Annotated in this window: 23 protein-coding genes; 8 read left to right on the top strand and 15 right to left on the bottom strand. The window is 41.1% G+C overall.

The window, feature by feature from the left end:
• Positions 1-143: 143 nt before the first annotated feature.
• The 3 genes from AUR67_RS09335 to AUR67_RS09325 form a co-directional block, all read right to left on the bottom strand.
• Positions 144-1,079 (bottom strand): biotin-dependent carboxyltransferase family protein, encoded by a 936-nt coding sequence (locus AUR67_RS09335; protein ID WP_058585066.1) that lies wholly within the window; start codon positions 1,077-1,079, stop codon positions 144-146.
• A complete protein-coding gene (gene pxpB, locus AUR67_RS09330) occupies positions 1,076-1,744 on the bottom strand; it encodes a 5-oxoprolinase subunit PxpB (protein WP_058585065.1) in 669 nt (222 codons plus the stop codon). The genes AUR67_RS09335 and pxpB overlap by 4 nt, the downstream gene beginning before the upstream one ends.
• A 152-nt stretch (positions 1,745-1,896) precedes the next feature.
• Entirely contained in the window at positions 1,897-3,420 is a 1,524-nt protein-coding gene (locus tag AUR67_RS09325; RefSeq protein ID WP_058585064.1) for a leucyl aminopeptidase, read from the bottom strand.
• 157 nt (positions 3,421-3,577) lie between these two features.
• Here AUR67_RS09325 and msrA point away from each other — a divergent pair, with 157 nt between their 5' ends.
• Positions 3,578-4,855, top strand: a complete 1,278-nt coding sequence (msrA, locus tag AUR67_RS09320; protein ID WP_058585063.1) for a peptide-methionine (S)-S-oxide reductase MsrA — start codon at positions 3,578-3,580, stop codon at positions 4,853-4,855.
• A gap of 61 nt (positions 4,856-4,916) precedes the next feature.
• Here the strand turns inward: msrA and AUR67_RS09315 are convergent, their stop codons facing one another.
• Positions 4,917-5,381, bottom strand: a complete 465-nt coding sequence (locus AUR67_RS09315) for a hypothetical protein (RefSeq protein WP_058585062.1) — start codon at positions 5,379-5,381, stop codon at positions 4,917-4,919.
• Positions 5,382-5,576: 195 nt separating this feature from the next.
• Positions 5,577-5,996, bottom strand: coding sequence for a hypothetical protein (locus tag AUR67_RS09310; protein WP_058585061.1), 420 nt, complete (start codon positions 5,994-5,996; stop codon positions 5,577-5,579).
• Positions 5,997-6,535: 539 nt separating this feature from the next.
• Here AUR67_RS09310 and AUR67_RS09305 point away from each other — a divergent pair.
• Both AUR67_RS09305 and AUR67_RS09300 read left to right on the top strand, forming a co-directional pair.
• Positions 6,536-6,955 carry a hypothetical protein gene (locus AUR67_RS09305; protein ID WP_058585060.1) on the top strand — a complete coding sequence of 140 codons (420 nt, stop codon included), beginning with the start codon at positions 6,536-6,538 and terminating at the stop codon, positions 6,953-6,955.
• 34 nt (positions 6,956-6,989) lie between these two features.
• Entirely contained in the window at positions 6,990-7,907 is a 918-nt protein-coding gene (locus AUR67_RS09300; RefSeq protein WP_058585059.1) for a DUF5700 domain-containing putative Zn-dependent protease, read from the top strand.
• Positions 7,908-7,976: 69 nt separating this feature from the next.
• Here the strand turns inward: AUR67_RS09300 and AUR67_RS09295 are convergent, their stop codons facing one another.
• Positions 7,977-8,399, bottom strand: coding sequence for a hypothetical protein (locus tag AUR67_RS09295; protein WP_058585058.1), 423 nt, complete (start codon positions 8,397-8,399; stop codon positions 7,977-7,979).
• Between the two features lie 344 nt (positions 8,400-8,743).
• Between AUR67_RS09295 and AUR67_RS09290 the strand changes: the two genes are divergently transcribed.
• Positions 8,744-9,196 (top strand): hypothetical protein, encoded by a 453-nt coding sequence (locus tag AUR67_RS09290; RefSeq protein ID WP_058585057.1) that lies wholly within the window; start codon positions 8,744-8,746, stop codon positions 9,194-9,196.
• A 98-nt stretch (positions 9,197-9,294) separates the two neighbouring features.
• Positions 9,295-9,642, top strand: coding sequence for a hypothetical protein (locus tag AUR67_RS09285; protein WP_058585056.1), 348 nt, complete (start codon positions 9,295-9,297; stop codon positions 9,640-9,642).
• A gap of 45 nt (positions 9,643-9,687) precedes the next feature.
• On the opposite strand, the gene AUR67_RS09280 is transcribed toward AUR67_RS09285, so the two are convergent.
• The 9 genes from AUR67_RS09280 to AUR67_RS09240 all read right to left on the bottom strand — a co-directional run bounded on the left by AUR67_RS09280 (position 9,688) and on the right by AUR67_RS09240 (position 19,263).
• Positions 9,688-10,566, bottom strand: a complete 879-nt coding sequence (locus tag AUR67_RS09280) for a LysR family transcriptional regulator (RefSeq protein ID WP_054561525.1) — start codon at positions 10,564-10,566, stop codon at positions 9,688-9,690.
• A 388-nt stretch (positions 10,567-10,954) separates the two neighbouring features.
• Positions 10,955-11,611: a 3-oxoacid CoA-transferase subunit B gene (locus AUR67_RS09275; RefSeq protein WP_054561524.1), complete on the bottom strand. Its 657-nt coding sequence runs from the start codon at positions 11,609-11,611 to the stop codon at positions 10,955-10,957.
• A gap of 11 nt (positions 11,612-11,622) precedes the next feature.
• Positions 11,623-12,321, bottom strand: coding sequence for a CoA transferase subunit A (locus AUR67_RS09270; RefSeq protein WP_054553797.1), 699 nt, complete (start codon positions 12,319-12,321; stop codon positions 11,623-11,625).
• 11 nt (positions 12,322-12,332) lie between these two features.
• Entirely contained in the window at positions 12,333-13,238 is a 906-nt protein-coding gene (locus tag AUR67_RS09265; protein ID WP_058585055.1) for a hydroxymethylglutaryl-CoA lyase, read from the bottom strand.
• Positions 13,238-15,202, bottom strand: coding sequence for an acetyl/propionyl/methylcrotonyl-CoA carboxylase subunit alpha (locus tag AUR67_RS09260; RefSeq protein ID WP_058585054.1), 1,965 nt, complete (start codon positions 15,200-15,202; stop codon positions 13,238-13,240). The genes AUR67_RS09265 and AUR67_RS09260 overlap by 1 nt, the downstream gene beginning before the upstream one ends.
• 8 nt (positions 15,203-15,210) lie before the next feature.
• Positions 15,211-15,981 carry an enoyl-CoA hydratase/isomerase family protein gene (locus AUR67_RS09255; protein WP_058585053.1) on the bottom strand — a complete coding sequence of 257 codons (771 nt, stop codon included), beginning with the start codon at positions 15,979-15,981 and terminating at the stop codon, positions 15,211-15,213.
• Positions 15,982-15,991: 10 nt separating this feature from the next.
• Positions 15,992-17,599: a carboxyl transferase domain-containing protein gene (locus tag AUR67_RS09250; protein ID WP_054561520.1), complete on the bottom strand. Its 1,608-nt coding sequence runs from the start codon at positions 17,597-17,599 to the stop codon at positions 15,992-15,994.
• A gap of 9 nt (positions 17,600-17,608) precedes the next feature.
• Positions 17,609-18,784 carry an isovaleryl-CoA dehydrogenase gene (locus tag AUR67_RS09245; protein WP_054561519.1) on the bottom strand — a complete coding sequence of 392 codons (1,176 nt, stop codon included), beginning with the start codon at positions 18,782-18,784 and terminating at the stop codon, positions 17,609-17,611.
• Positions 18,785-18,828: 44 nt separating this feature from the next.
• The gene (locus AUR67_RS09240) at positions 18,829-19,263 is read right to left on the bottom strand and encodes a MerR family transcriptional regulator (RefSeq protein WP_054553803.1); all 435 of its coding nucleotides are present in this window, start codon (positions 19,261-19,263) and stop codon (positions 18,829-18,831) included.
• 341 nt (positions 19,264-19,604) lie between these two features.
• Between AUR67_RS09240 and AUR67_RS09235 the strand changes: the two genes are divergently transcribed.
• The 3 genes from AUR67_RS09235 to AUR67_RS09225 all read left to right on the top strand — a co-directional run bounded on the left by AUR67_RS09235 (position 19,605) and on the right by AUR67_RS09225 (position 23,632).
• The gene (locus tag AUR67_RS09235) at positions 19,605-20,786 is read left to right on the top strand and encodes a thiolase family protein (protein WP_058585052.1); all 1,182 of its coding nucleotides are present in this window, start codon (positions 19,605-19,607) and stop codon (positions 20,784-20,786) included.
• A 91-nt stretch (positions 20,787-20,877) separates the two neighbouring features.
• Positions 20,878-22,368, top strand: a complete 1,491-nt coding sequence (locus AUR67_RS09230) for a CoA-acylating methylmalonate-semialdehyde dehydrogenase (RefSeq protein WP_055197193.1) — start codon at positions 20,878-20,880, stop codon at positions 22,366-22,368.
• Positions 22,369-22,474: 106 nt separating this feature from the next.
• On the top strand, positions 22,475-23,632 hold the full coding sequence (locus AUR67_RS09225; protein ID WP_058585051.1) for an acyl-CoA dehydrogenase family protein: 1,158 nt from the start codon (positions 22,475-22,477) through the stop codon (positions 23,630-23,632).
• The last annotated feature ends 5 nt before the right edge of the window (positions 23,633-23,637 follow it).

Below are 23,637 nucleotides of genomic sequence, written 5' to 3'. Positions count from 1 at the left end.
GGCTTTTGTTACTAAATTCTCTGCACAACCTTGGTGCAAAGGAATGTGTAGGATTTTTACCTTTTTAAATGTATAGACAAGCCATGAAGGCAACGCGAGCAAAGACTTTCTTTGCTCGCTTTTTAAATACCAATAAATTAACGCTATTTATTAATATAGTTTAGCGCTATCGCAAGTTGATTTAAGTGCGCAGTTAGCTTTTCTTGTGCCTCGTGGGCTTCGTTGAGTGTAACAAACTTAAAGTGAAGGAAATCGCCGGGTTTTAATTGTGCAAAGTGACGAAGATCGGCTTCGATCACGGTGCCGAGCAATGGATAACCACCCGTTGTTTGCGCATCGTTTAATAGCACTATGGGTTCACCGTTTGGCGGAAGCTGAATACAGCCAGGAGCAACAGCCATAGAGGGTAATGAAACATCATGGCTGATATCACACTCATCACTTAATAGTCTTGTGCCCATGCGGTTACTATTAGGCGATACATGCCAAGAATGATTTATAAAGTTAACGATGGTTTCTTTTGGTAAAAGTGCTGCATGTGGTGCAGCATGAATACGAATTTGTGTACTTTTAGGTGGTAGCATCGCGCCTAAGCCAACTTTGGTATTGTACCTTGGCGTTATATCAAAACTATCGCCAGCCTGTAGTGCTTGACCGGTTAAGCCACCAAAACCCGCTAATATATCTGTTGAGTAAGAATCTAAAATAGGCTCAGGTAAATGCCACTCGCCGCCAATAGCAAGGTAGCTTCTAAAACCATGACGCGCTGCATTAAACTTTAATACATCGCCTTTTTTGATGTAAAAGCTCCAGCCAGGATCAACAGGGTTGCCATTTACTGTGGCTTTCATATCTGTGCCATGCAGAGCAATGTAGTAATCGTTATCGAACTGAATCTCGGCCAGACCCAAAGTGATCTCAATAACGGGGTTGTTATCGGCGTTGCCAACTAAACGGTTTGTAATAACTTGAGCGTAAGGGTCAATGCAACCAGATTGGCCAATGCCTAAATGCCGAGAGCCTGTGCGGCCTTGATCTTGTATAGACATTTGCATGCCAGGTTTGATGATAGTGATCATTTTAACACCTCCTGAATAACAAACTCTAAAGTATCACCAGGTTCAATAGCACAAGGGGAGGCTGCATTGATATCAAATAGACGAAAATCTGTATGACCAATAATTTGCCAGCCACCCGGGGAGCTCTCAGGGTAAATACCGGTTTGATCGCCGCCGATAGCAACAGAGCCTTTTGGAACAGAGAGCCTAGGTTCGGCATGACGAGGTGTGTAAAGTTGTGGATTTAAACCATCTAAATAAGCAAAACCGGGCTTAAAGCCTAAAAAAAGCACGTGGTATTTGGCACTGCTGTGCATTTGAGCAACATCATCAACAGACAAATTATGATGTTTAGCAACATGCGCTATATCAGGCCCATATTCACCACCATAACGAGTCGCAAGTTTATGATGACGTGAGTTAAAGTCAGTAGCTTTAAGTTCGTGCCATTGTTCTAGTAATCGTGGCAGCCAACCAGCAAGTTGAGCGGGCTCTTTTAGATAAAGCGTTAAATTATTATTGGCAGGGACTACATCAACAAAGTCATCACTGCTTTGGCAATATTGGGCTAATGCCCATATTTTCTTTTGCGTAGTGAGTGTGTCGCTTGCTGTTTCATAGGCATCAAAAAAGATGCTATGCGTAGTGAGCGCCATAATTTTAGGTGTACTATTGGTCGTCGTCATTGCGTATCAATCTTATTATTATCCCTTAATGCTTATTAGCATATAGGCTGTTTGTTGATGATGTAAATGTGTCTTTAGTGTTAATTAGAAAAACTCAAGACAATCAAGTGGCTATAATGGCTTATAACCACTTGATAAAGTGCAATGCCTAATTACTGTGCGTTATTTAGTAACCAATTAGACAGTAAACGCACGCCATAGCCTGTACCGCCTTCAGCTAGTTCATCTTTTGCTTTAGAATTTAGCGCGTTACCAGCAATATCAATGTGAACCCAACGTGTGTCACCGGCAAAGTTTTGTAAGAAACTCGCTGCTGTAGTAGCACCTGGGCCATGTGAACCGATGTTTTTAAGATCAGCAATGTCTGACTTTAACGCATCTTCGTAACCTAGAGGTAAACGCCATAGGTTTTCGTTTACTTGCTTACCAGCAACAGTTAGTTGCTCAACAAGCGTATCGTCATCAGAGAACACAGCCGCATAGTCATTACCTACAGCACGAATTTTAGACCCGGTTAGGGTCGCAACATCAACCATAATACTTGGCTTGTAATTGTCGCGGGCATACCACATTGCATCACTTAATACTAAACGGCCTTCAGCATCTGTATTTACAATCTCAACGCTTAAACCTTCTGCGGTTCTTACAACGTCACCCGGCGCTACAGCAAATTGCGATACCATATTAGCTGCCATGCCCATGACAGCAACAACATTTGTGTCGGCTTTAGCCAGTGCCATTGCTTTAACAGTACCCAGTACGGCTGCTGCACCTGCCATATCTGATTTCATGCGGGCGATTGAAGCACCTGTTTTAAGGCTGTAACCACCAGAATCAAAGGTAATACCTTTACCCACTAACGCGATAGGGGTGCTTTTATTACCTTGGTAATGAGCAACAACTAAACGTGCACCTTCTTCGCTACCACGGCCAACCGCCTCAAGAGCACCCATGCCCAGCTTTTTAAGTTGCTTAGGCTCTAAAATAGTAATTTTAACACCTAACTTTTTAAGCTCTTTTGCCGCTTTAGCAAAATCAACCGGCGTCATTTCTGTTGCAACTTCAGACGTTAAGTCACGTGCTAAAAATACACCTTGTTCGATGCTTTGTAGTAATTTATGGGTTTTGACCGCTTGGTCTAAATTTTCAACATCTAATGTGTAGTTAACAACGTGGCTGTCTTGTTCTTTTTTGTACTGCTCAAAACGGTGGTCACGTAAATTTGCGCCGTGTGCAAATTCTGCTGCATATTTAGCATTGATTGCGCTGTCTTTTAGCTCTGAAAAATCAAGGCTAACATTTGCTTGTTTAGCAGACTGTAATTTAGCGTGAACGTTACCACCTAGTTTTGCCATTTTTGCTGCATCTAGTTTTGGCTGCTCTCCTAAGCCAACTAGTAAGATGCGTTGATGGTCGCTACCATTTGGTGCGATAACTTCTAACGTTTTGCCATAGCCTGCTTTAAAGTCACTAAATTCAATGACTTTATTTAGGTGAGTTTGGGTTTCTGGCTTTAAATAATTAAAGTTAGCAACTTGGCTATCTGTATCTAAAAATAAAACTAGGGTGTTGTCGTTCGGTTTGATTGATTTTGCAAAAGTGAACTCTGCGGCATTCACTTGCGTAGCAAGTGTTAATCCTAATGCAATAGCAGATAAGCTGTGTGCAATTTTCATTTTTTAATATCCCAATGTTAAAAAGCTGTGTTTTACCGTAAATAAGGTTAAGAGTTAAATTGTTAGCGGTGAATCGCTGTTTGCATGCGTTTAAGTTGAAATTATTAATACCTATGCTCGGTCTGTCTTAAATACAGGCTTTTAAGAGGAAATTAGTATGACAATTAAGTCGATGTTACTGACACTATTCACTTGCAGTGCCATTTTTACCACCAGCCCAATTAAAGCTGAAACAATGCCAGATAATGCGACAGGGCATATTGAAACCATTGTGCTTGGTTCAGGTTGCTTTTGGGGAGCAGAAAAACGATACGAAGCATTGGATGGTGTATTGGATGCGGTATCTGGCTATGCCGATGGGCATGGGTTTAAAGCGACCTACAAGAACATAACACGTAGCTCACGACGATTTGATAAAAATAATTATGCAGAAGTTGTTAAAGTGACATACAACAGTAACGAGTTAACAACACAATCACTGTTAAAGCATTATTTTGAAAATCATGATCCAACTCAGCTAAATCGTCAAGGTAATGATATTGGTATTCAATACCGCTCAACGATTTTGGTAAGTAATAATGAACAACTTGAAGTTGCGAATAAACTTAAAGATGAATACCAAAGCAAATTAACCGCAGCAGGCTACGGCAAGATTGTGACTGTGATAAAGCCGCTTGATGCGTTTTATGCTGCTGAGGATTATCACCAAGATTATTTAAAGAAAAACCCCAATGGCTATTGCCCTGATCATTCAACGGGCGTTGTATTCACACCAGTAGAAAAACAGCAGGTTGATAACACAGCCTTATTGGCCGGTAAGCAAATTGTAGTGATAGATGCTAAAGGTTATTGCCCATACTGTGAAAAGTTTAAAAAAGAGGTCGCTAATGAGTACATGGGCTCGATACCTATGACATTCCGTCATGCTGATCAACTTGATGGCTTAACGATCAAAACGCCGACTTGGGCAACACCTACGTTATTATTTATAGAAAATGGCGAAGAGGTTTATGGTCGCCAAGGCTATGTTAGCAAAGGTGAGTTTTACAAAGCCTTAGGCGCATTTAAACTAGGTGACAGTGAAGCCTTTAGAGTGGCGTTTCATGCAAGAACAGACAGCCCATTTTGTAAGCAGTACGATATCTTTAAAAATACACCCGACGGTATTTTTATTGATAAGCTAAGTGGAGCGCCGCTTTTTGATACCCGAGATAGATTTAACTCAGGTACTGGCTGGCTTTCTTTTACTCATCCTGTGAAAGACAGTGTAACTATGCATGAAGACAACAGTTATGGCATGCAGCGTATTGAGCTTAAATCGAAAAGCTCGGGTATTCATTTAGGGCATTTGTTCCCTGGTGAAGGGCCAAGAGGTAAAGACAGGTACTGCATTAATGCAACAGTGCTTGATTTTGTGCCAAGAGATAAATCTTAAAAGGTAACTGATGTAAGAAAACCAGCCGACATGGCTGGTTTTCTTTTAGCCTGATGACTTATTACCACAATTTTAATTCCTGTTTCGCGACTTTTAAGTTAAACGACACCAGCTCATTATTATTGAGCTGCACAGCTTCATAAAAATCAGCAATGGCCGCTGTATCATTTTTCGCCATAAGTCGAGCAATCCCTCTATTACTTAATGCATAAGATGTCAGTTCATTACGTTTATAGTGCGGGGCATTGACCTTTTTTAGCATCGCGATTGCTTGCGAGCAATCTTGTTCAGCTTTAGCAAACTGTTTAAGTTTTACACCCGCAACACAGCGGTTAAACGGCACGATATAGTTGTTAGCTTCGTTCATTGTCTCTAAAGAATTAGCAAAGTTGCCTTGCATAATTGCTTTTGAGCTTGCGTTATCGTCAACAACCATGAGTTTAAAGTCGTTGTTGTTGGCGAATACAAAATTCGAACAAACAAATAATATTAACCACAGGCAGGGTTTTAGATTTAATTTAAACATTGTTTTCTCCTTGTTAGCGTAAGCGTTGTGCTTACTCTATAAAGTTAGAAAACAGGGTGGAAAACTGACAAACGATATAATCGCACCCATAAGGTGAAGAAAAGTATTCTATAACGCAGATATTTTAGACGAAAAAAAGCCCGGTCAGAACACACAAGAACCGGGCTTTCGACAACAATTTGGTTGGGGTAACTTTTACAGCGCTAGGTTTTGTTTTGCGCGGCTTAAGTTGTGGTTAACAAGTTCGTTTTTAGAAATTTGCACTGCTTCATAAAAGTCAGAAAGAGCAGCAGTATCGTTTTCAGACATGATGCGTGCAACACCACGGTTACTAAGTGCAAACGATGTTAATTCACGGCGTTTGTAACCTGGTACTTTACTTGTGCTTAGAAGAGAAATTGCTTGTGTACACAGGCTTTCCGCTTCTGAAAAATTCTTTTCTTTAACGCTTAATGCACAGCGGTTGAAGGCAGTTTCGTATTGGCTAGTTGCATTGTCGTTAGATTGAGCTTGCTCAATAACCATCAGTTTATAATCAGCTTGATCGGCTACTGCCATCGCTGAGCAAGTTAAGAAAGAGCTAAGTGCAATAGTTTTTACAAGTGTTTTTAACATGATAGTTTTCCTCTGAATAAGTTGGAGTTTCTTGCCAACGAGTGAACTTTAAAATATTCCTATAAGCTAAACAAACGATTAAATTAAAACTGATAGATGAAGAAATTTAATCTATAGAGTAATTACTCAGGGTTCAGGGTTTTACTGCGGTGTAGAGGAGGTGAAGTTGTATTATTCCTGTATTGGAAAGTGAAATTAGCTTAGCCGAGTGCTGATAATTTAATGCCGTCACGTCATGTACAAATGTTATTTGGGTTTAAGGGACGCGGCCGTACTGTTAGAACAGTAGCAAAAGGTAAGTAACTTTGTTAAAAATTGTCTTTTAAGTAATATTCTGTCGAATTGTTTAGGTGATATTGTTTTCATAGCTAAAAAATTTGGTTTAATGGCAAGAGATAAACCAAATTGGATTCACGTTAAATAAAAAACTTTGTCTCTAACATAACGATAAGATTACAAAATTTGAATTCTGTTCATTTACACTCATTTTAACCTACCGTTAAAGCTAATTAAGTTGGCGAAACAACTCAAGGAAAGGCATGGATAAATTTATTTGGGAGATTACTGTTCAAGATATTAATGAACATGCTGTTTGGCTTTTTAAGTACTGTAAGGACGATTCTGTTGATGAAACGATTGTAACACCAGCATCTGAAGCTGATACATTAAACCCACATAATCAGTTACTTGTAAAATCACAGTTTACTGATGCTTATGGCAATAAATTCTTGGGTTACATTAATATTGGCTTAGTTGGGGTTGAGTATACGCAACCATGTATGTTTGTTGATGATGAACCAGTTGGCTTTTGGTTTGGCATATCAACACCCAATACAATTGATTTACCAAAACTAAACTTTCCAATTCAGGCTGTTTCAGAGCCTATCTATGGTCTGCCTTCTCAAATCGAGATTATTAACGGTTATATTTCCTCGAGTATTGAGATATTGTCACAATAGACTACTCACCTAACAAATAATTCTAACTATAATTATGCAAAAATTATCTAAATTACTTTTATTCTCCAGTCTCATATCTGGAGTTCTTTCATTTAATACGCATGCTAACAACCAGTCAGCTGATTTCGAAGTCATTAATCTGGCTGATGATTTTTATACTTTATATCAGTCAAGCAAGACGTTGACTGCAGAAAATAGAGCAGAGCAGTTTTCTCAACATTTAACCTCTCAATTTGCGCCTTTTTATAGTGATAAAAGCTTTGTTAAAGCTATTGAGGGTTTCAGTGAAATAGAAGAACTCTATTTATCAAAAAATAGGCGTTTATCTAAAGATTTAAACAGCAGTATGGAATCATTTATTGCTACTTTCCCTGATTTCAAATCTGAAACCCCCATTTACATACTTCACTCGTTAGGAAGGTTCAATGGGGCAACGCGAGAGTTAAATGGTAAGTCTTACTTAATGTTTGGTGTAGATCTTATGGCCAAGTATCATACCTGGAAAAACGATACGCCATTCTTTCATCACGAGTTATTTCATGTTTATCATGAAAAATTATTTCAATGTAAGGATGAGTTATGGTGCTCTATTTGGACTGAGGGATTAGCTACTTACGTTTCACATAAATTAACTCCGTCAGCCAGTGATGATGAATTGATGCTAAACATACCTAGCAATCTGGTAAAAAAGATTCGCTCAAGGCAGCTCGATTCTCTCGCTGACCTCAAGAAAAAGTTTTATTCGAAAAAACCTGAAATATATTCTTCATTTTTCAACTTCGCAAAGGACGAGACAAAGCTGCCATACCGAAGAGGTTATTACCTAGGTTTTATTTTAGCTAAAGAAATTGGCAAAAATTACAGCTTAGAGCAATTGGCTAAAATGGATAAACAGACAGTAGAGAGCTTATTACTAAAAGAGCTTAATTTATTAATAAAAGCGGAAGACTAAAAAACGAAACCCCTAAACGACAAAACCCAGCCTAAGCTGGGTTTTGAGACAACACAATTCTGTAAGAACTTATAACGCTAAGTTCTTTTTCGCACGAGTTAAGTTGTGCTCAACTAACTCGTTACCTGAAATTTGTACTGCTTCGTAAAAGTCAGACAATGCCGCAGTGTCGTTTTCAGACATGATGCGTGCAACACCGCGGTTGCTTAACGTAAACGACGTTAGTTCGCGACGTTTATAGCTAGGTACTTTACTCGTACTTAGTAAGCTAATTGCTTTTGAGCATAGCGTTTCAGCTTCAGAGAATTTTTTCTCTTTAACACTCAAAGCACAGTCATTAAATGCTTGTTCGTATTGACGATTCTGTGCAACATCAGCAGTGATAGATTGGTCAATTACCATCAATTTGTAGTCACTCTGATCAGCCACTGCCATAGCTGAACAAGTTAATAAAGAGCTAAGTGCAACGCGTTTCATAAGTGTACTAAACATAATCTTTTCCTCTATTTGAATCGGTATCAATCGCCGACAAATGAACTTTAATTGAATAGCGCAAATTCAACAAACGATAAAAAATGACCTAATAGATGAAGAAATTTAACCTATAGACTTTAGTCTAATGTAATGAGTTAGTCTTAAAGCCGTCAGTTGTCAGCCGTCTGATCTGACCCCGATAAAGTAGACATGGGGTTTAAATAGCTAAAGTTTACGATAAAGAACAATAAAGTAGCAGAGTACGCAAAACAAACAAATTGTTGTTAATCAAAAATAAAATCGGTACTTTATGATGGTATGTATAGTTGATGACTTAATTTATTCAGAATAAGCGTATAACCATGAAACTGATATTTGCGTTGTTATTTTTAGGGCCTGTTATTGCCAATGCAGCTGAAGATAAATTTGCTGTTTATCTTAATTTTGAGCAGGCTTATTTGAGCAATGATGTATCTTTGTTTGCACCATTATTAAGTAAAAACTATACGATTAGACAAACATTGCATATTCCAGGCATAGGGTCAGATACTGTACCTGTTACTAAAGCTCAGTTACTTGAAGGCATGAAGCAAAATCCTAAGCCTAGTTCATTACCGCGCTCAAAAGCTAAATCAGTTAAAATAGAAACAATTTCAAAGCAGCAATTCTGTGCAAGTTCACAAACTTTAGATAAGGTCGTAGTAGCAGGGAAAAACTACGAAGAGAAGGAACTGCGCAAAGCATGCTTTAATCATAATAACAATCGCTATGAAGCTATATCACATACCATTGATGTTTATTATCGAGAGCTTTGATAGAGATAGTTAACATTCAGAAATTTCCGTGTATCAAATAAACGCACTAACTGATATTAATTACGGATAAACCCTATAAATGAGATAAGGAAATAAATATGAACAAACAGTTAGGTTTAGTAGCAGGGGTATTACTAGCTTCAACAAGTTGTTTCGCAGCTGATAGTTTTCAAGTTGAAACCTCTGTTTATAAAGCAAATGAGCTACTAGCATCGCCAGTAATGCTGGTGGAAGAAAAACAACCTGCGACCATCTCTATAGGTGAGGGGTTTAGCTATGAAGTTAAAGTTACACCACAAAAAGAGAATACGGCGGCTATAGAAACATCTATCACACTCGCTGGCAGCTATTTTACACCTTCTTTTATTGTGGAATATGGTAAACAAGCGTCTTTCGAAATTGGTGAAAACAAAGTGAGTATTTTAGTAACCAAGTCGAAAAGTTAAATTAACAATAAAAGACCCTCAACAAAATTGAGGGTCTTTTATCTATTATTTTAGATGTTTAAAAGTATCAATCATCCATTTTATAAATAGCTCTAATTGAGCATTAGTTTCGCTAGGATCGTGTTGCACTAAGTAATATTTATCTTTCGTTTTTAATGGCATATCGGTGAAATTAAATAACCACTGCTCATCAAACCAAGTCTGACTGATAGGTAAGGGGATTAGGGCAATACCCATACCCTGTTGCGCGGCACGTGCCACACCAAACATACTATCAACTTGAATAATTTGTTTTGGTGCAAAGTCTTCAATACCAGCATGCTCTGCCCATTGGTGCCAAGCCCAAGGACGCGCTTTATGAAGTATAAGAGGTACTTCATTTAATGCCTGAAACGGATTTTCTTGCCATGCTTGCCAGTTTTCTTTATTGCAAGCTGGAGTGTACGATAGCGAAAACAGCTCATGTACAACGCCTTCATGCGGTTTAGACGAAGACAATACTATCGACAAATCGCTTTGCTTAGTCAGCTCTTTACGTGTTTTTAAGGTATTAAGCTGTAAGTTAGTATTTGGGTGCTCACTGGTCCATTCGCTCAGTTTTGGCATTAAAAGCTCACTGGCGAAAAACTCGGGTAGCGTAATACTGATCGTTACGTTTTCTTGTAACTGGCTAAACTCATTGATGGTTTTTTCTAGCGCTTTGATCAGCGGTGATACAGAGTCATAAAAATTCTTCCCCGCAGCAGTTAGGCGGATAGAGCGGGTTTGACGTTCAAATAGTTCAATACCCAATTGTTCTTCTAATTGTTTGATCTGATGGCTTACGGCAGACGGTGTAAGGTAAAGTTGGTTTGCAGCATCTTTAAAGCTAAGGGTGCGTGCAGCAAAACAAAATGAGCGTAGGCCACGAATAGGTGTTTGCATAGTTAATTTCAGTAAGTCTCAATAGCGCTTGTTAGTTAATTAACTGCTAAGCAATTATTATCCCAAAATGTAAAAAAATAGAGAGTAAAGAATGAATATAGCTAACTCTTGCCATATTGTATAAAAAACAATCGTGAATCGCTCGTTTAATCTATGTTTAGGCAAATGTTTAGCAAAAAAGTGATCTTAGCAGTTTTAGCTATTTCGTCATAGTCTCAGTATTAGATACTGCCAATTCACTAAAGCAGGGCATTTTATACTATTTATGTGACAAAATGGTGCGGCGAAGGGCTGGCTTTAGATAAAAAAAATCCCTCTTGCGAGGGATTTTGGGTAACTCAGCGCCATTGGCACTGGGAATGAGGTCGGTACATGGGATGTGAGTGGCTTAAAAAGCCATCTCTGGAACATCACCTTCAACAAGCAATTTGCCTGCCGTTTTGCTAATAATTTCATCTACAGACACGCCTGGAGCGCGTTCAATTAGATGAAATGCGCCGTCTTTAACTTCTAGTACGGCTAAATCAGTTACGATTTTCTTTACACAGTTAACCCCAGTTAGCGGTAAAGTGCAACTTTCTAATAACTTAGAGTCGCCATGCTTGCTTGCATGAGTCATCGTAACAATAATATTCTTCGCGCCAGCAACGAGGTCCATCGCGCCACCCATGCCTTTAATTAGCTTTTTTGGGATCATCCACGATGCGATGTTACCGTTCTGGTCAACTTCAAATGCACCTAATACTGTTAAGTCTACATGACCACCCCGTATCATGGCAAAACTATCTGCACTATTAAATATTGCTGCACCTGTGGCTGCTGTCACGGTTTCTTTACCCGCGTTGATCATATCTGCATCAACTTGGTCTTTGGTTGGGTACGCACCCATACCTAATAAGCCATTCTCAGACTGCAACATAACTTCGATACCGTCAGGTACATAGTTAGCAACCAGAGTAGGGATACCAATACCTAGGTTTACGTAATAGCCATCTTGTAGTTCTTGTGCAACACGCATTGCAACTTGTTCACGTGATAATGCCATTTTATTGCTCCTTAATCGCGAGTTGTTACACGTTCAATGCGTTTTTCAAAGTCGCCTTTGATCACGCGATTAACATAAATACCTGGGGTATGAATTTGGCTCGGTTCAAGTTCACCTGGCTCAACAATCTCTTCTACTTCAGCAACGGTAATTTTACCGGCTGTCGCGGCCATCGGGTTGAAGTTCATTGCTGTGTGGCGAAATACAAGATTACCGTAGCGGTCGGCTTTCCATGCTTTAACAATGGCAAACTCGCCAGTAATAGATTCTTCTAAGATATATGGGCGACCATCAAATTCTTTGACTTCTTTACCTTCGGCAACAGGAGTACCGTAACCTGTAGCTGTATAAAACGCAGGAATACCCGCACCACCAGCGCGCATCTTCTCAGCGAGTGTACCTTGTGGTGTTAAAACAACATCAATTTCGCCATCGAGTAGTTGTTTTTCGAAAAGCGCATTTTCACCCACATAAGAAGCGATGATTTTTTTAATTTGCTTATCGTGAAGTAAAACACCTAAACCAAAATCGTCTACACCGCAGTTATTCGAAACAACGGTTAGATTTTTAGTCTGTTTACGCTTAATTTCACTGATAAGTCCCTCAGGAATACCACACAAGCCAAAGCCACCAGCGATAATTGTATCGCCATCTTTTAAACCTTCCATTGCAGCTTCATAACTTGAAACCACTTTATCGAAACCGGCCATGAGCCTACTCCTTAATTATTCTGAGTGTTCTTTAGAGCAAGTGATACCTTGCTGACAGGTTGTTTATTTAGTGCACTGCATATAGCCCAACCAGCTTTAGCCAGTCTTTCTAAATCAATTTCATGCTCTATGCCAAGCCCTTGTAGTAAGTAAACTACATCTTCAGTGGCAACATTTCCTGACGCGCCTTTGGCATAAGGGCAGCCACCAAGGCCTGCAACAGCACTGTCAACCGTTGCTATACCGCGGCTTAGGGCGGTGTAAATATTTGTGAGCGCTTGTCCGTAGGTGTCGTGAAAATGTACAGCGAGTTTTGATTTATCAATATGTAGCAAGAGTAAATCTAATAACTCATCGACTTTTTTCGCCGTTCCCACACCTATGGTGTCGCCAAGGCTAATTTCGTAACAACCAAGCTCGAGTAATCGCTCTGATACTTTTAATACATCATTGTAGTCGACATCACCTTGATATGGACAACCCATGACGCAGCTAACATAACCTCTAACACGAATGTTATTCGCTTTGGCAAAATCCATGACATCTTTAAAGCGGTCAATACTTTCATCAATAGAGCAGTTAATGTTCTTTTGACAAAACGCTTCACTTGCTGCTGTAAAGATTGCAAATTCTTGTATGCCGACTTGTTTTGCCGCCTCTGCACCCCGTAGATTCGGGGTGAGGGCACTTAAGTTAACATGAGGCAAATTTAACGCGCTAATTACATCGCTTGAGTCAGCCATTTGTGGCACCCATTTAGGTGACACAAAGGCGCCTGCTTCAATATCTTTAAGCCCAGCATCTGCTAGTGCGTTGATAAGCGCGACTTTATCTTGAGTGCTAACGGCAGCTTCATTTTGCAAGCCGTCTCTAGCGCCAACTTCTACAATGCGAACAAAATCAGGAAACTGTGCCATTACGCCTCCGGCTCTTCAACAATGGCGAGCATATCACCGTGGCTCACCAATTCACCTTCAGCAAAGCAATAGCTGGTTAATACACCATCATGCGGGGCATTAAGGGTATATTCCATTTTCATCGCTTCTATGATGACAACAGCGTCACCTTTAGCGACAGTACTACCCACTTCAACTAAATGTTTAACAACAGTACCATTGAGTGGTGCAGCAAGTGGTAGTGCATCACTTTCATGTTCACTAATATAGTGTTTATCAATCAGCTCAAGCACCGTTTGCTGTGCTTTGTACATTACTGTAATGTGTGAGTCTGCTTGATTAATATGAGCTACAACTTTTTCGCCATTAACGACAAGGTTTGCAAGGCCATTTTCAACCTTGCCCGAGGTTGTATAGTCAACTCCATCTAGGCTGATTTTAAAGCCATCTGAGGTCTTAACGGCATGAACGTTAAAATCTACAAATGGAATTGTTGTTTTAGCGTCACTGTTTAGCATAAAGCCTGTTAATTGTTGCCATGGGCTGCTGCTTTCACCTTTCAGTTGATATGCATACGCATAGGCTGCCGCAACGGTTGCAATAACAGACTGTTGCTCGTTTTTAGCAACAAGGCGCTCACCTTGGTCTTCAATAAAGTGCGTATCGGGTGCACCAGCTTGAAAAGTAGGGTGGTTAGCAAGATTATGTAAGAAATTAACGTTACAGCTAAAACCTGCTAGGTGGAATTGCTCTAGTGCTTTTGATAAACGCCCAAGCGCTGCCTCACGGTTATCGTCATGAACAATTAATTTAGCAATCATAGGGTCGTAGAACGGGCTAATTTCATCACCCGCTGCAATCCCTGTATCTATACGTACAAATTCAGATTCGTTCGGTGTGAATAGGGCGTCAATGTGGCCAGAACACGGAATAAAGTCATTACTTGGATCTTCTGCATAAATACGTGCTTCAAAGCTGTGACCTTGTAGCTGAATATCTGCTTGGCTAAGTGGTAATGCTTCACCTGCCGCAATGTTGATTTGCCAATTCACCAAATCAACACCGGTTACCATTTCTGTTACTGGGTGCTCTACTTGTAAACGGGTGTTCATTTCCATGAAAAAGAATTCATCACCGCATAATAAAAACTCAACCGTACCTGCGCCGCGATAGTTAATCGCTTGGGCACAACGTACTGCCGCTTCACCCATTTCTTTACGAAGTTCATCTGATAAACCCGGAGCAGGGGCTTCTTCAATTACTTTTTGGTGACGACGCTGTAATGAGCAGTCACGGTCGCCTAAGTACACACAGTTACCATGACTATCGGCAAACACTTGTACTTCAACATGGCGAGGTTTAGTGACATAGCGCTCTAAAAGCACTAAATCGTTACCAAAGCCGGCTTTAGCTTCACGTTTTGCACCTTCAAGCGCACCGATAAAGTCTTTTGCGTGTTCTACAACTCGCATACCTTTACCACCGCCACCAAAAGCCGCTTTAATCAGTACCGGGTAACCAATTTTTTCAGCTTCAGCTTGTAAGAACTCAGTATCTTGGTTGTCACCATAGTACCCAGGCACTAAAGGTACATTTGCTTGGTGCATAATTTCTTTAGCGCGGGTTTTTGAGCCCATGGCCTCAATACTTGATGCTGGCGGGCCTATAAAGGCGATGTCATTTTTCTCACATGCAAGCGCAAAGTCACAGTTCTCAGATAAAAAACCATAGCCTGGGTGAATACAATCAACACCTGCTTGTTTTGCCACATCGATGATTTTGTCTGCCACTAAGTACGAGTCTTTACTTGGCGCAGGACCAATGTGATACGCTTCATCAGCAAGCTTTACGTGCTGAGCATGTTTATCTGCATCTGAGTACACTGCAACCGTTGTTAAGCCCATTTGCTTTGCTGTACGCATAACTCGGCAGGCAATTTCACCACGGTTGGCAACGAGAATTTTTTTCAATGATTTTGTTGTCATAATGGTTCCTATTTCTGCCAGTTAGGGGCACGTTTTTCAAAAAATGCAGTTAGGCCTTCTTGGCCTTCTTCAGATACACGAATGCGAGCAATGCGCTCAGCGGTTAACTCAATCAGTGCATCATCTATTACGTTGCCAGCGACATCATTGATTAGCTGCTTCGCTGCTTTAACAGCAACAGGGCCATTATTAACAAGGCTTTGTAAGTGTTTATCGAGCGCTGTTTGTAAATCGCCGGTGATTTGGTGAATTAACCCCAGTTGCTTGGCTGTATGCGCGTCAAAAATCTCTGCCGTTAAAAAATAACGACGTGCAGCGCGTTCACCAATGGCTTTAATGACATAAGGGCTGATAACCGCAGGAATAAGACCAAGCTTTACTTCACTTAAGCAAAACTGTGCATCGTCTTGGCAAATTGCGATATCACAACACGCAATTAAGCCTAATGCACCGCCAAATGCAGCACCTTGTACGGCACAAATTGTTGGATGTGGGCTTGTAGCAAGAACTTTCATAAGCTTTGCTAGCTGCATAGAATCCGCTAAGTTTTCTGCAAAGTCATTGCCAGCCATCGACTTCATCCAGTTTAAATCAGCGCCAGCAGAGAAGTGCTTACCTTCGGTTTTTAAAACCAGTGCGCGCACATCACAGCTATTTGCGTGTTCAATTAAACGGATCAGCTCACTGATGACTTCTTCGTTAAATGCATTGTGTTTTTCTGGGCGACTTAGTACCAGTACAGCCACATTTGATTTTGTTATTTCGAGTGTTACTGACATAAGGCCTCCATTACATTCTAAATACGCCGAACTGCGAATCGCGCTCTGGTGCATTTTTAGCTGCACTCAAGGCAAGCCCTAATACATTGCGGGTATCAGCAGGATCGATAATGCCATCATCCCAAAGGCGGGCACTGGCGTAATATGGATGACCTTGTTTTTCGTATTGCTCTATAATTGGCTTTTTAAACTCACTGACTTGCTCATCAGTCATGCTTTCGCCTTTTCGGGCTAAACCATCTTGTTTAACTTGTGCAAGCACGCCTGCTGCTTGTTCACCACCCATTACAGATATACGGGCATTTGGCCACATCCACATCATGGTAGGTTCAAACGCGCGGCCACACATACCGTAGTTACCCGCACCATACGAGCCACCAATTAACACGGTGAATTTTGGCACATCAGCACATGACACAGCGGTTACCATTTTCGCACCATGTTTGGCGATGCCTTCAGCTTCGTATTTTTTACCAACCATAAAGCCAGTAATGTTTTGTAAAAACACTAAAGGAATTTTGCGTTGTGCACATAGTTGTATAAAGTGCGCGCCTTTTTGCGCTGATTCACTGAATAAAATGCCGTTGTTGGCAACAATACCGACAGGGTGACCAAAGATTTTTGCAAAGCCGGTTACTAGTGTTTCGCCAAAGTAACGTTTAAATTCATCAAATGATGAATCATCAACAACACGAGCAATTACTTCGCGTACATCAAATGGCTTTTTGAGGTCGGTACCCACAATGCCGTAAATTTCGTTAATGTCGTAACGCGGCGGTTTAACATCATCAAGTAACGGTGCAGTAGGGCGCTGATAGTTTATTCGTTCAATGCATTGGCGCGCGATAGAAAGTGCATGGGCATCGTTTTCAGCATAGTGGTCGGCAACACCAGATGTTTTACAGTGAACATCAGCACCACCGAGCTCTTCAGCACTCACTTCTTCACCTGTAGCCGCTTTAACCAGTGGCGGGCCTGCTAAGAAAATTGTGCCTTGCTCTTTTACAATAATACTTTCATCAGCCATTGCTGGTACATAAGCACCACCTGCGGTACATAAACCCATTACGACCGCAATTTGTGGAATGCCTTTACCAGACATACGAGCCTGATTATAGAAAATACGGCCAAAGTGTAATTTATCTGGAAATACATCATCTTGTTCAGGCAGGTTTGCACCGCCTGAATCAACTAAATAAATACACGGTAAATGACAACGCTCTGCGATATCTTGAGCACGTAGATGTTTTTTCACCGTTAGCGGAAAGTATGTACCGCCTTTTACGGTTGCATCATTGGCGATGATCATACATTCAACGCCTTTCACACGACCAATACCAGCAACAACACCGGCACATGGAATAGCTTGTTCGTACACACCAAAGGCAGCAAATTGAGAAATCTCTAAAAATGGCGAGCCTTCATCAAGTAGCGTTTCAATACGGTCACGAACAAACAACTTACCACGGCCTTGGTGACGCTCAATAAGGGCAGGGCCCCCACCTAAACGGATATCAGCGACTTTTTCACGTAAATCACTTACGAGAGCGGCCATGTTGTCGTGATTTTGCAAAAATTGCGGATCGTGTGGATTTACACTCGATTTTAAAATCGTCATAACAAGGTCCTATCGGCTTTCAGTGAATAATTCGCGACCAATTAGCATGCGGCGGATTTCTGAAGTACCTGCGCCAATTTCATATAGTTTTGCATCACGTAACAAGCGACCTGTCGCGTATTCGTTGATATAACCATTACCACCTAAGATTTGGATAGCATCTAAGGCCATCTTAGTCGCAAGCTCTGCGGCATATAAAATTGCACCAGCGGCATCTTTACGCGTTGTTTCGCCGCGGTCACATGCACGAGCTACCGTGTAAACGTATGAACGTGCTGCATTCATTTGCGTGTACATGTCAGCGATTTTGCCTTGAATAAGTTGGAACTGACCAATTGGGCTATCAAATTGTTTACGCTCATGAATATAAGGAACCACAATGTCCATACATGCTTGCATAATGCCAAGCGGGCCTGCAGCTAAAACAACACGCTCATAATCAAGGCCACTCATAAGTACTTTTACGCCTTCGTTTAAGTTACCTAGAATGTTTTCTGCTGGTACTTCGCAGTTCTCGAACACTAATTCACAGGTGTTAGAGCCACGCATACCAAGTTTGTCTAGCTTTTGCGCAGTAGAGAACCCTGGTGTGTTACGTTCAACGATGAACGCTGTGATACCTTTAGGACCGGCATTTAAATCTGTTTTTGCATAGATAACAAAGGTATCGGCATCTGGACCATTGGTGATCCACATTTTGTTACCGTTAAGAACAAATACATCGCCTTTTTTCTCAGCTTTTAATTTCATTGATACAACATCAGAACCCGCATTTGGCTCACTCATCGCAAGGGCACCAATGTGCTCACCGCTGATAAGTTTTGGTAAGTACTTTTCTTTTTGTGCTTGTGACCCATTACGGTTAATTTGGTTTACACATAAGTTTGAATGAGCACCATAACTTAAACCAATCGATGCACTTGCACGGCTAATTTCTTCCATTGCGATTACGTGCTCAAGGTAACCAAGGCCAGCACCGCCAAATTCTTCAGGCACTGTCATTCCTAATAAACCCATTTCGCCAAGCTGTGGCCAAAGTTGATTAGGGAAGGCATTGTCTACATCTGTTTGTTCTGCAAGTGGGGCAATTTCTTGGCTAGCAAAGCTATTAACGTGATCGCGGATCATGTCTGCTGTTTCGCCAAGTCCGAAGTTCATTTCTTTATAAAGTGAAATAGTGCTCATAATGTGTGTTCCTGTGAGAGTCTGTTGACGAGATTGTTGTCAGGTTATTCGTCTAAATTATTAAGGGTTTCACGACAGCGGCGTTCTGCTGTAACCAATTCCATTAGTACAACTTTAATGTCGTCCATTTGTTGGCTTAGGTCCGCTTTTTTCTCTGCGATAAGGTCAAGCATAGTGACTAGCTGTTTAGCGCTCGATTTATCTGCATCGTAAAGTTCAAACAAACGGCCCGTTTCAGCCAAGGTAAAACCTAAGCGTTTACCACGTAGAATAAGTTTTAGTCTTACTTTGTCGCGTTTTGAATAAATACGGGTTTGACCATTGCGATCAGGTGAGATCAGGCCTTGGTCTTCATAAAAGCGGATAGAGCGGGTCGTTATATCAAATTCTTTTGCTAGTTCGCTGATACTAAACGTTTGCTCATTGCTAGCAGGTTCAACTGCTGCGCTTTCAAAGTTTGTTTGATTGTCTTGTTTCATGATTTATTTACCTCATTCGAATAACACCAATATAAGTGAAGTTTACGTAAAGGTAAAGGATGATTTGGGAGTTATACTTTAGACTTATAAAGATAACTGGTTGGATTTGTTGAAAAGCTTTATTTATCTAGCCTTGTAAGCAGATGTTCGATTTTTCATACAACAAAATACAGATAAGTTTACAGTTTTACCGGCCGCAAAAATGTTGATTTTAGATTTACGTTGGCGTAAACGTAAATATTATGTATGCTGAATTAAATCGAAATTAAACTATAACAAATTAACTGTTTGGTTACACATGATTTGAACACATGATGATAACCACTTACATGGAGCCAATTATGACTACTGAAGCCGTTGTTATTGTTGCCGCAAAACGTACCCCTATGGGTGGTTTTATGGGCGCACTAAGTGGTGCACACGCAACTGATTTAGGTGCTACAGCTATTAAAAGTAGCTTAGAGCAAGCCGGTTTATCTGCCGATAAGATTGACGAAGTGATCATGGGCTGTGTATTACCAGCTGGTCTTGGTCAAGCACCTGCACGCCAAGCAATGTTAAAAGCAGGCCTTAATCAAGGTACTGGTGCAACAACAATCAACAAAGTATGTGGCTCTGGCTTAAAGGCTGCAATGTTTGCTCATGACTTAATTAAATCAGGCTCTATCAACTCAGCGGTTGCTGGTGGTATGGAAAGCATGAGTAATGCTCCTTATATGTTACCAAATGCACGTTCAGGTATGCGTATGGGTCATGGCGAAGTAAAAGATCACATGATGTGTGATGGCCTTGAAGATGCTTACGACAACAAAGCAATGGGTTGTTTTGCACAAGACACTGCCGATCAATATTCAATTGGTCGTGAACAAATGGATAACTTTGCACTTAGCTCACTGACTAAAGCGAATAGTGCGATTGAAACAGGTGCATTTGCAAACGAGATTGCCGCGCACACTATTTCTACACGCAAAGGTGATGTGACCGTTGCGATTGATGAGCAACCAGGCAATGCACGTCCTGATAAAATCCCAGGTTTACGTCCCGCATTCAAAAAAGACGGCACGATTACAGCTGCAAACTCGTCATCAATTTCTGATGGTGCAGCAGCGCTTGTGTTAATGCGTGAATCTGATGCTAAAGCACAAGGTTTAACACCACTTTGTCGTATCGTTGCTCACAGCACACATTCACAAGCACCAAGCGAATTTACTTTAGCACCGGTTGGCGCAATGCAATCGCTTTTAGAAAAAGCCGGTTGGTCTGTTAATGATGTTGATTTATGGGAAATCAACGAAGCGTTTGCCATGGTGACTATGCTTGCAATTAACGAGTTAAAACTTGATGAAAGCAAAGTAAACGTAAACGGCGGTGCCTGTGCACTTGGTCACCCAATCGGTGCAAGCGGCGCGCGTATCTTAGTTACCTTAATTCATGCATTAAAGAATCGTGGTCTTAGCAAAGGTATTGCCTCATTGTGTATCGGTGGTGGTGAAGCTGTTGCTATGGCAGTCGAAGCTCTTTAATCGCTTTAGAATTTTAATCTCTCACAGCCGCAACGTATTTTAAAAACTATCATGTTGCGGCCTCTTTATACCCACTGGGGAGGAGTGCCTCATGCACCAAGTACCTTTATTTATCAACGGCGAATTTACCCAATCAAGTTCATCGCAGCTGATTGATGTTATCAATCCTGCAAACCAAGAAGTGTTAGCTCAAGTTCCGTGTGCAACAGATGCTGAAATGGATGCAGCCATTGCCTCTGCAAAAGAAACATTTAAAACATGGAAAGAAGTGCCAATTTCTGAGCGTGCGCGCATTATGATGAAATACGCAGCACTACTAAAAGAAAACCATGATGAGCTTGCGACGATTATTTGTCATGAGCTGGGTAAAACATTTGAAGACGCCAAAGGTGATGTTTGGCGTGGTATTGAAGTTGTTGAGCAAGCAGCCAATGCACCATCATTAATGATGGGCGAAACAATGGAAAACGTAGCGCGTAAAATCGATACTTATTCTTACATGCAACCACTAGGTGTATGTGCGGGTATTACGCCATTTAACTTCCCTGCGATGATCCCATTATGGATGTTCCCACTGGCGATTGTGTGTGGTAACACCTTTATTCTGAAACCATCAGAGCAAGATCCACTAACACCAATGCGTTTAGCTGAACTATTTGTTGAAGCGGGTGCACCAAAAGGGGTGTTACAAGTTGTTCATGGTACCAAACCACAAGTTGACCGTTTATTAGAAGACCCAGCAGTACGTGCTATTTCATTTGTTGGTTCGTGTGGTGTAGGTGAATACATCTATTCAAAAGGCACAGCAAACCTTAAACGCGTGCAAGCTTGTGTAGGTGCAAAAAACCACATGGTTATTATGCCTGATGCAAGTAAATCGCATGTTGTAAACAACCTAGTAGGAGCGTCTGTAGGTGCTGCGGGTCAGCGCTGTATGGGTATTTCGGTTGCTGTATTCGTTGGTCAAGCAAAAGACTGGGTTGATGAAATTAAAGCAGGCTTTGAAAACGTACGTCCAGGTGTATGGGATGATGCTAACGCGGCTTACGGCCCACAAACATCAAAAGCAGCTAAAGATCGTATTTTATCACTTATCGCAAGTGGTAAAGAACAAGGTGCAACGTGTTTAATTGATGGCTCTGACTTTACTGTTGAAGGTTACGAGCAAGGTAACTGGGTTGGTCCAACGCTATTTACTGATGTAACAACTGAGATGGATTTATACAAAGAAGAGATCTTTGGTCCAGTACTGGCTTGTATGTTTGTAGATACTCTTGAAGAGGCGATTGAGCTTATCAATAACTCGCCTTACGGTAACGGTACTTCGTTATTCACATCAAGCGGCGCTGCTGCACGTAAATTCCAACATGAAATCGAAGTAGGTCAAGTTGGTATCAATGTGCCAATTCCTGTGCCACTACCGTTTTTCTCTTTCACAGGTTGGAAAGGCTCATTCTACGGCGATCAACACACCTATGGTAAGCAAGGTATTCGTTTTTACACAGAAACAAAAACAATTACTTCACGTTGGTTCGAGGATGATATCGCCTCAGGTCCGAACATGAGTATCAACCTTAAATAAGCCGTAATTAATTTACTGCTGAGCGAGCACACGCTCGCTCAAAGAACACACATTTACACGACAACAATAATTCTTTAAAGAATAAGACAACAAATAGAGGTCTACTATGGACTTTAATTTAACCGAAGATCAGCAAGCGTTTGCTGAAACAGCCCGTCAGTTTGCAGAGTCTGAACTTGCTCCACATGCTGCTAAGTGGGACCAAGAACACATTTTTCCTAAAGACACCATTAAAGCAGCCGGTGAGCTTGGCTTTTGTGGTTTATATACCCCAGAAGAAGCGGGTGGCTTAGGTTTATCTCGCTTAGATTCAAGCATTATCTTTGAACAGCTTGCCATGGGTTGTACAGCAACCACCGCTATGTTGACCATTCATAATATGGCAACCTGGATGATTGCAAGCTTTGGTACTGATGACGTTAAATCCCAGTACTGTGAGCAATTAGTAATGGGTGAGTTACTTGCTTCTTATTGTTTAACGGAGCCAGGTTCTGGCTCTGATGCAGCATCACTAAAAACTAAAGCGGTAAAAGAGGGCGATGAGTATGTAATCTCAGGCTCTAAAATGTTTATTTCGGGTGCTGGTGAAACTGATTTACTTGTGGTTATGGCGCGCACTGGTGGTGAAGGCGCAGCCGGTATTTCGGCATTTGTTGTACCTGCAGACGCAGCAGGTATTGAATACGGTAAAGCTGAAGAAAAAATGGGCTGGAATGCACAGCCTACACGTTTAATTAGCTTTGAAGATGTGAGAATTCCTGCGGCTAACTTATTAGGTCAAGAAGGCGAAGGCTTTAAGTTTGCAATGCAAGGCTTAGATGGCGGTCGTATTAATATTGCTACCTGTTCATTAGGTACAGCACAAGCAGCTCTTAATACTGCGCGCGAATACTTAAAAGAACGTGAGCAATTTGGTAAGCCATTAGCTGCTTTTCAAGCACTGCAATTTAAGATTGCCGATATGAACACCGAGCTTGTTGCCGCTCGTCAAATGGTGCGCTTAGCGGCATTTAAACTTGATACGGGTGACAGTGAAAAAACCACTTACTGTGCAATGGCAAAACGTTTTGCTACAGATGTTGGTTTTAAAGTCTGTGACGACGCACTACAAATTCACGGTGGTTACGGTTACATCAAAGAATACCCTTTAGAGCGTCATTTCAGAGACGTACGAGTGCATCAAATTCTTGAAGGCACAAACGAAATCATGCGTGTGATTATCGCACGTCGTATCTTAGCTGAGTCAGCTGGCGACATTCTATAAGGAGC

It is taken from the genome of Pseudoalteromonas sp. XI10 (genome assembly GCF_001469895.1).
GTDB lineage: Bacteria > Pseudomonadota > Gammaproteobacteria > Enterobacterales > Alteromonadaceae > Pseudoalteromonas.
Note: the sequence above shows the minus strand (reverse complement) of the source record. Positions and strands in the feature narration are given on the sequence as shown.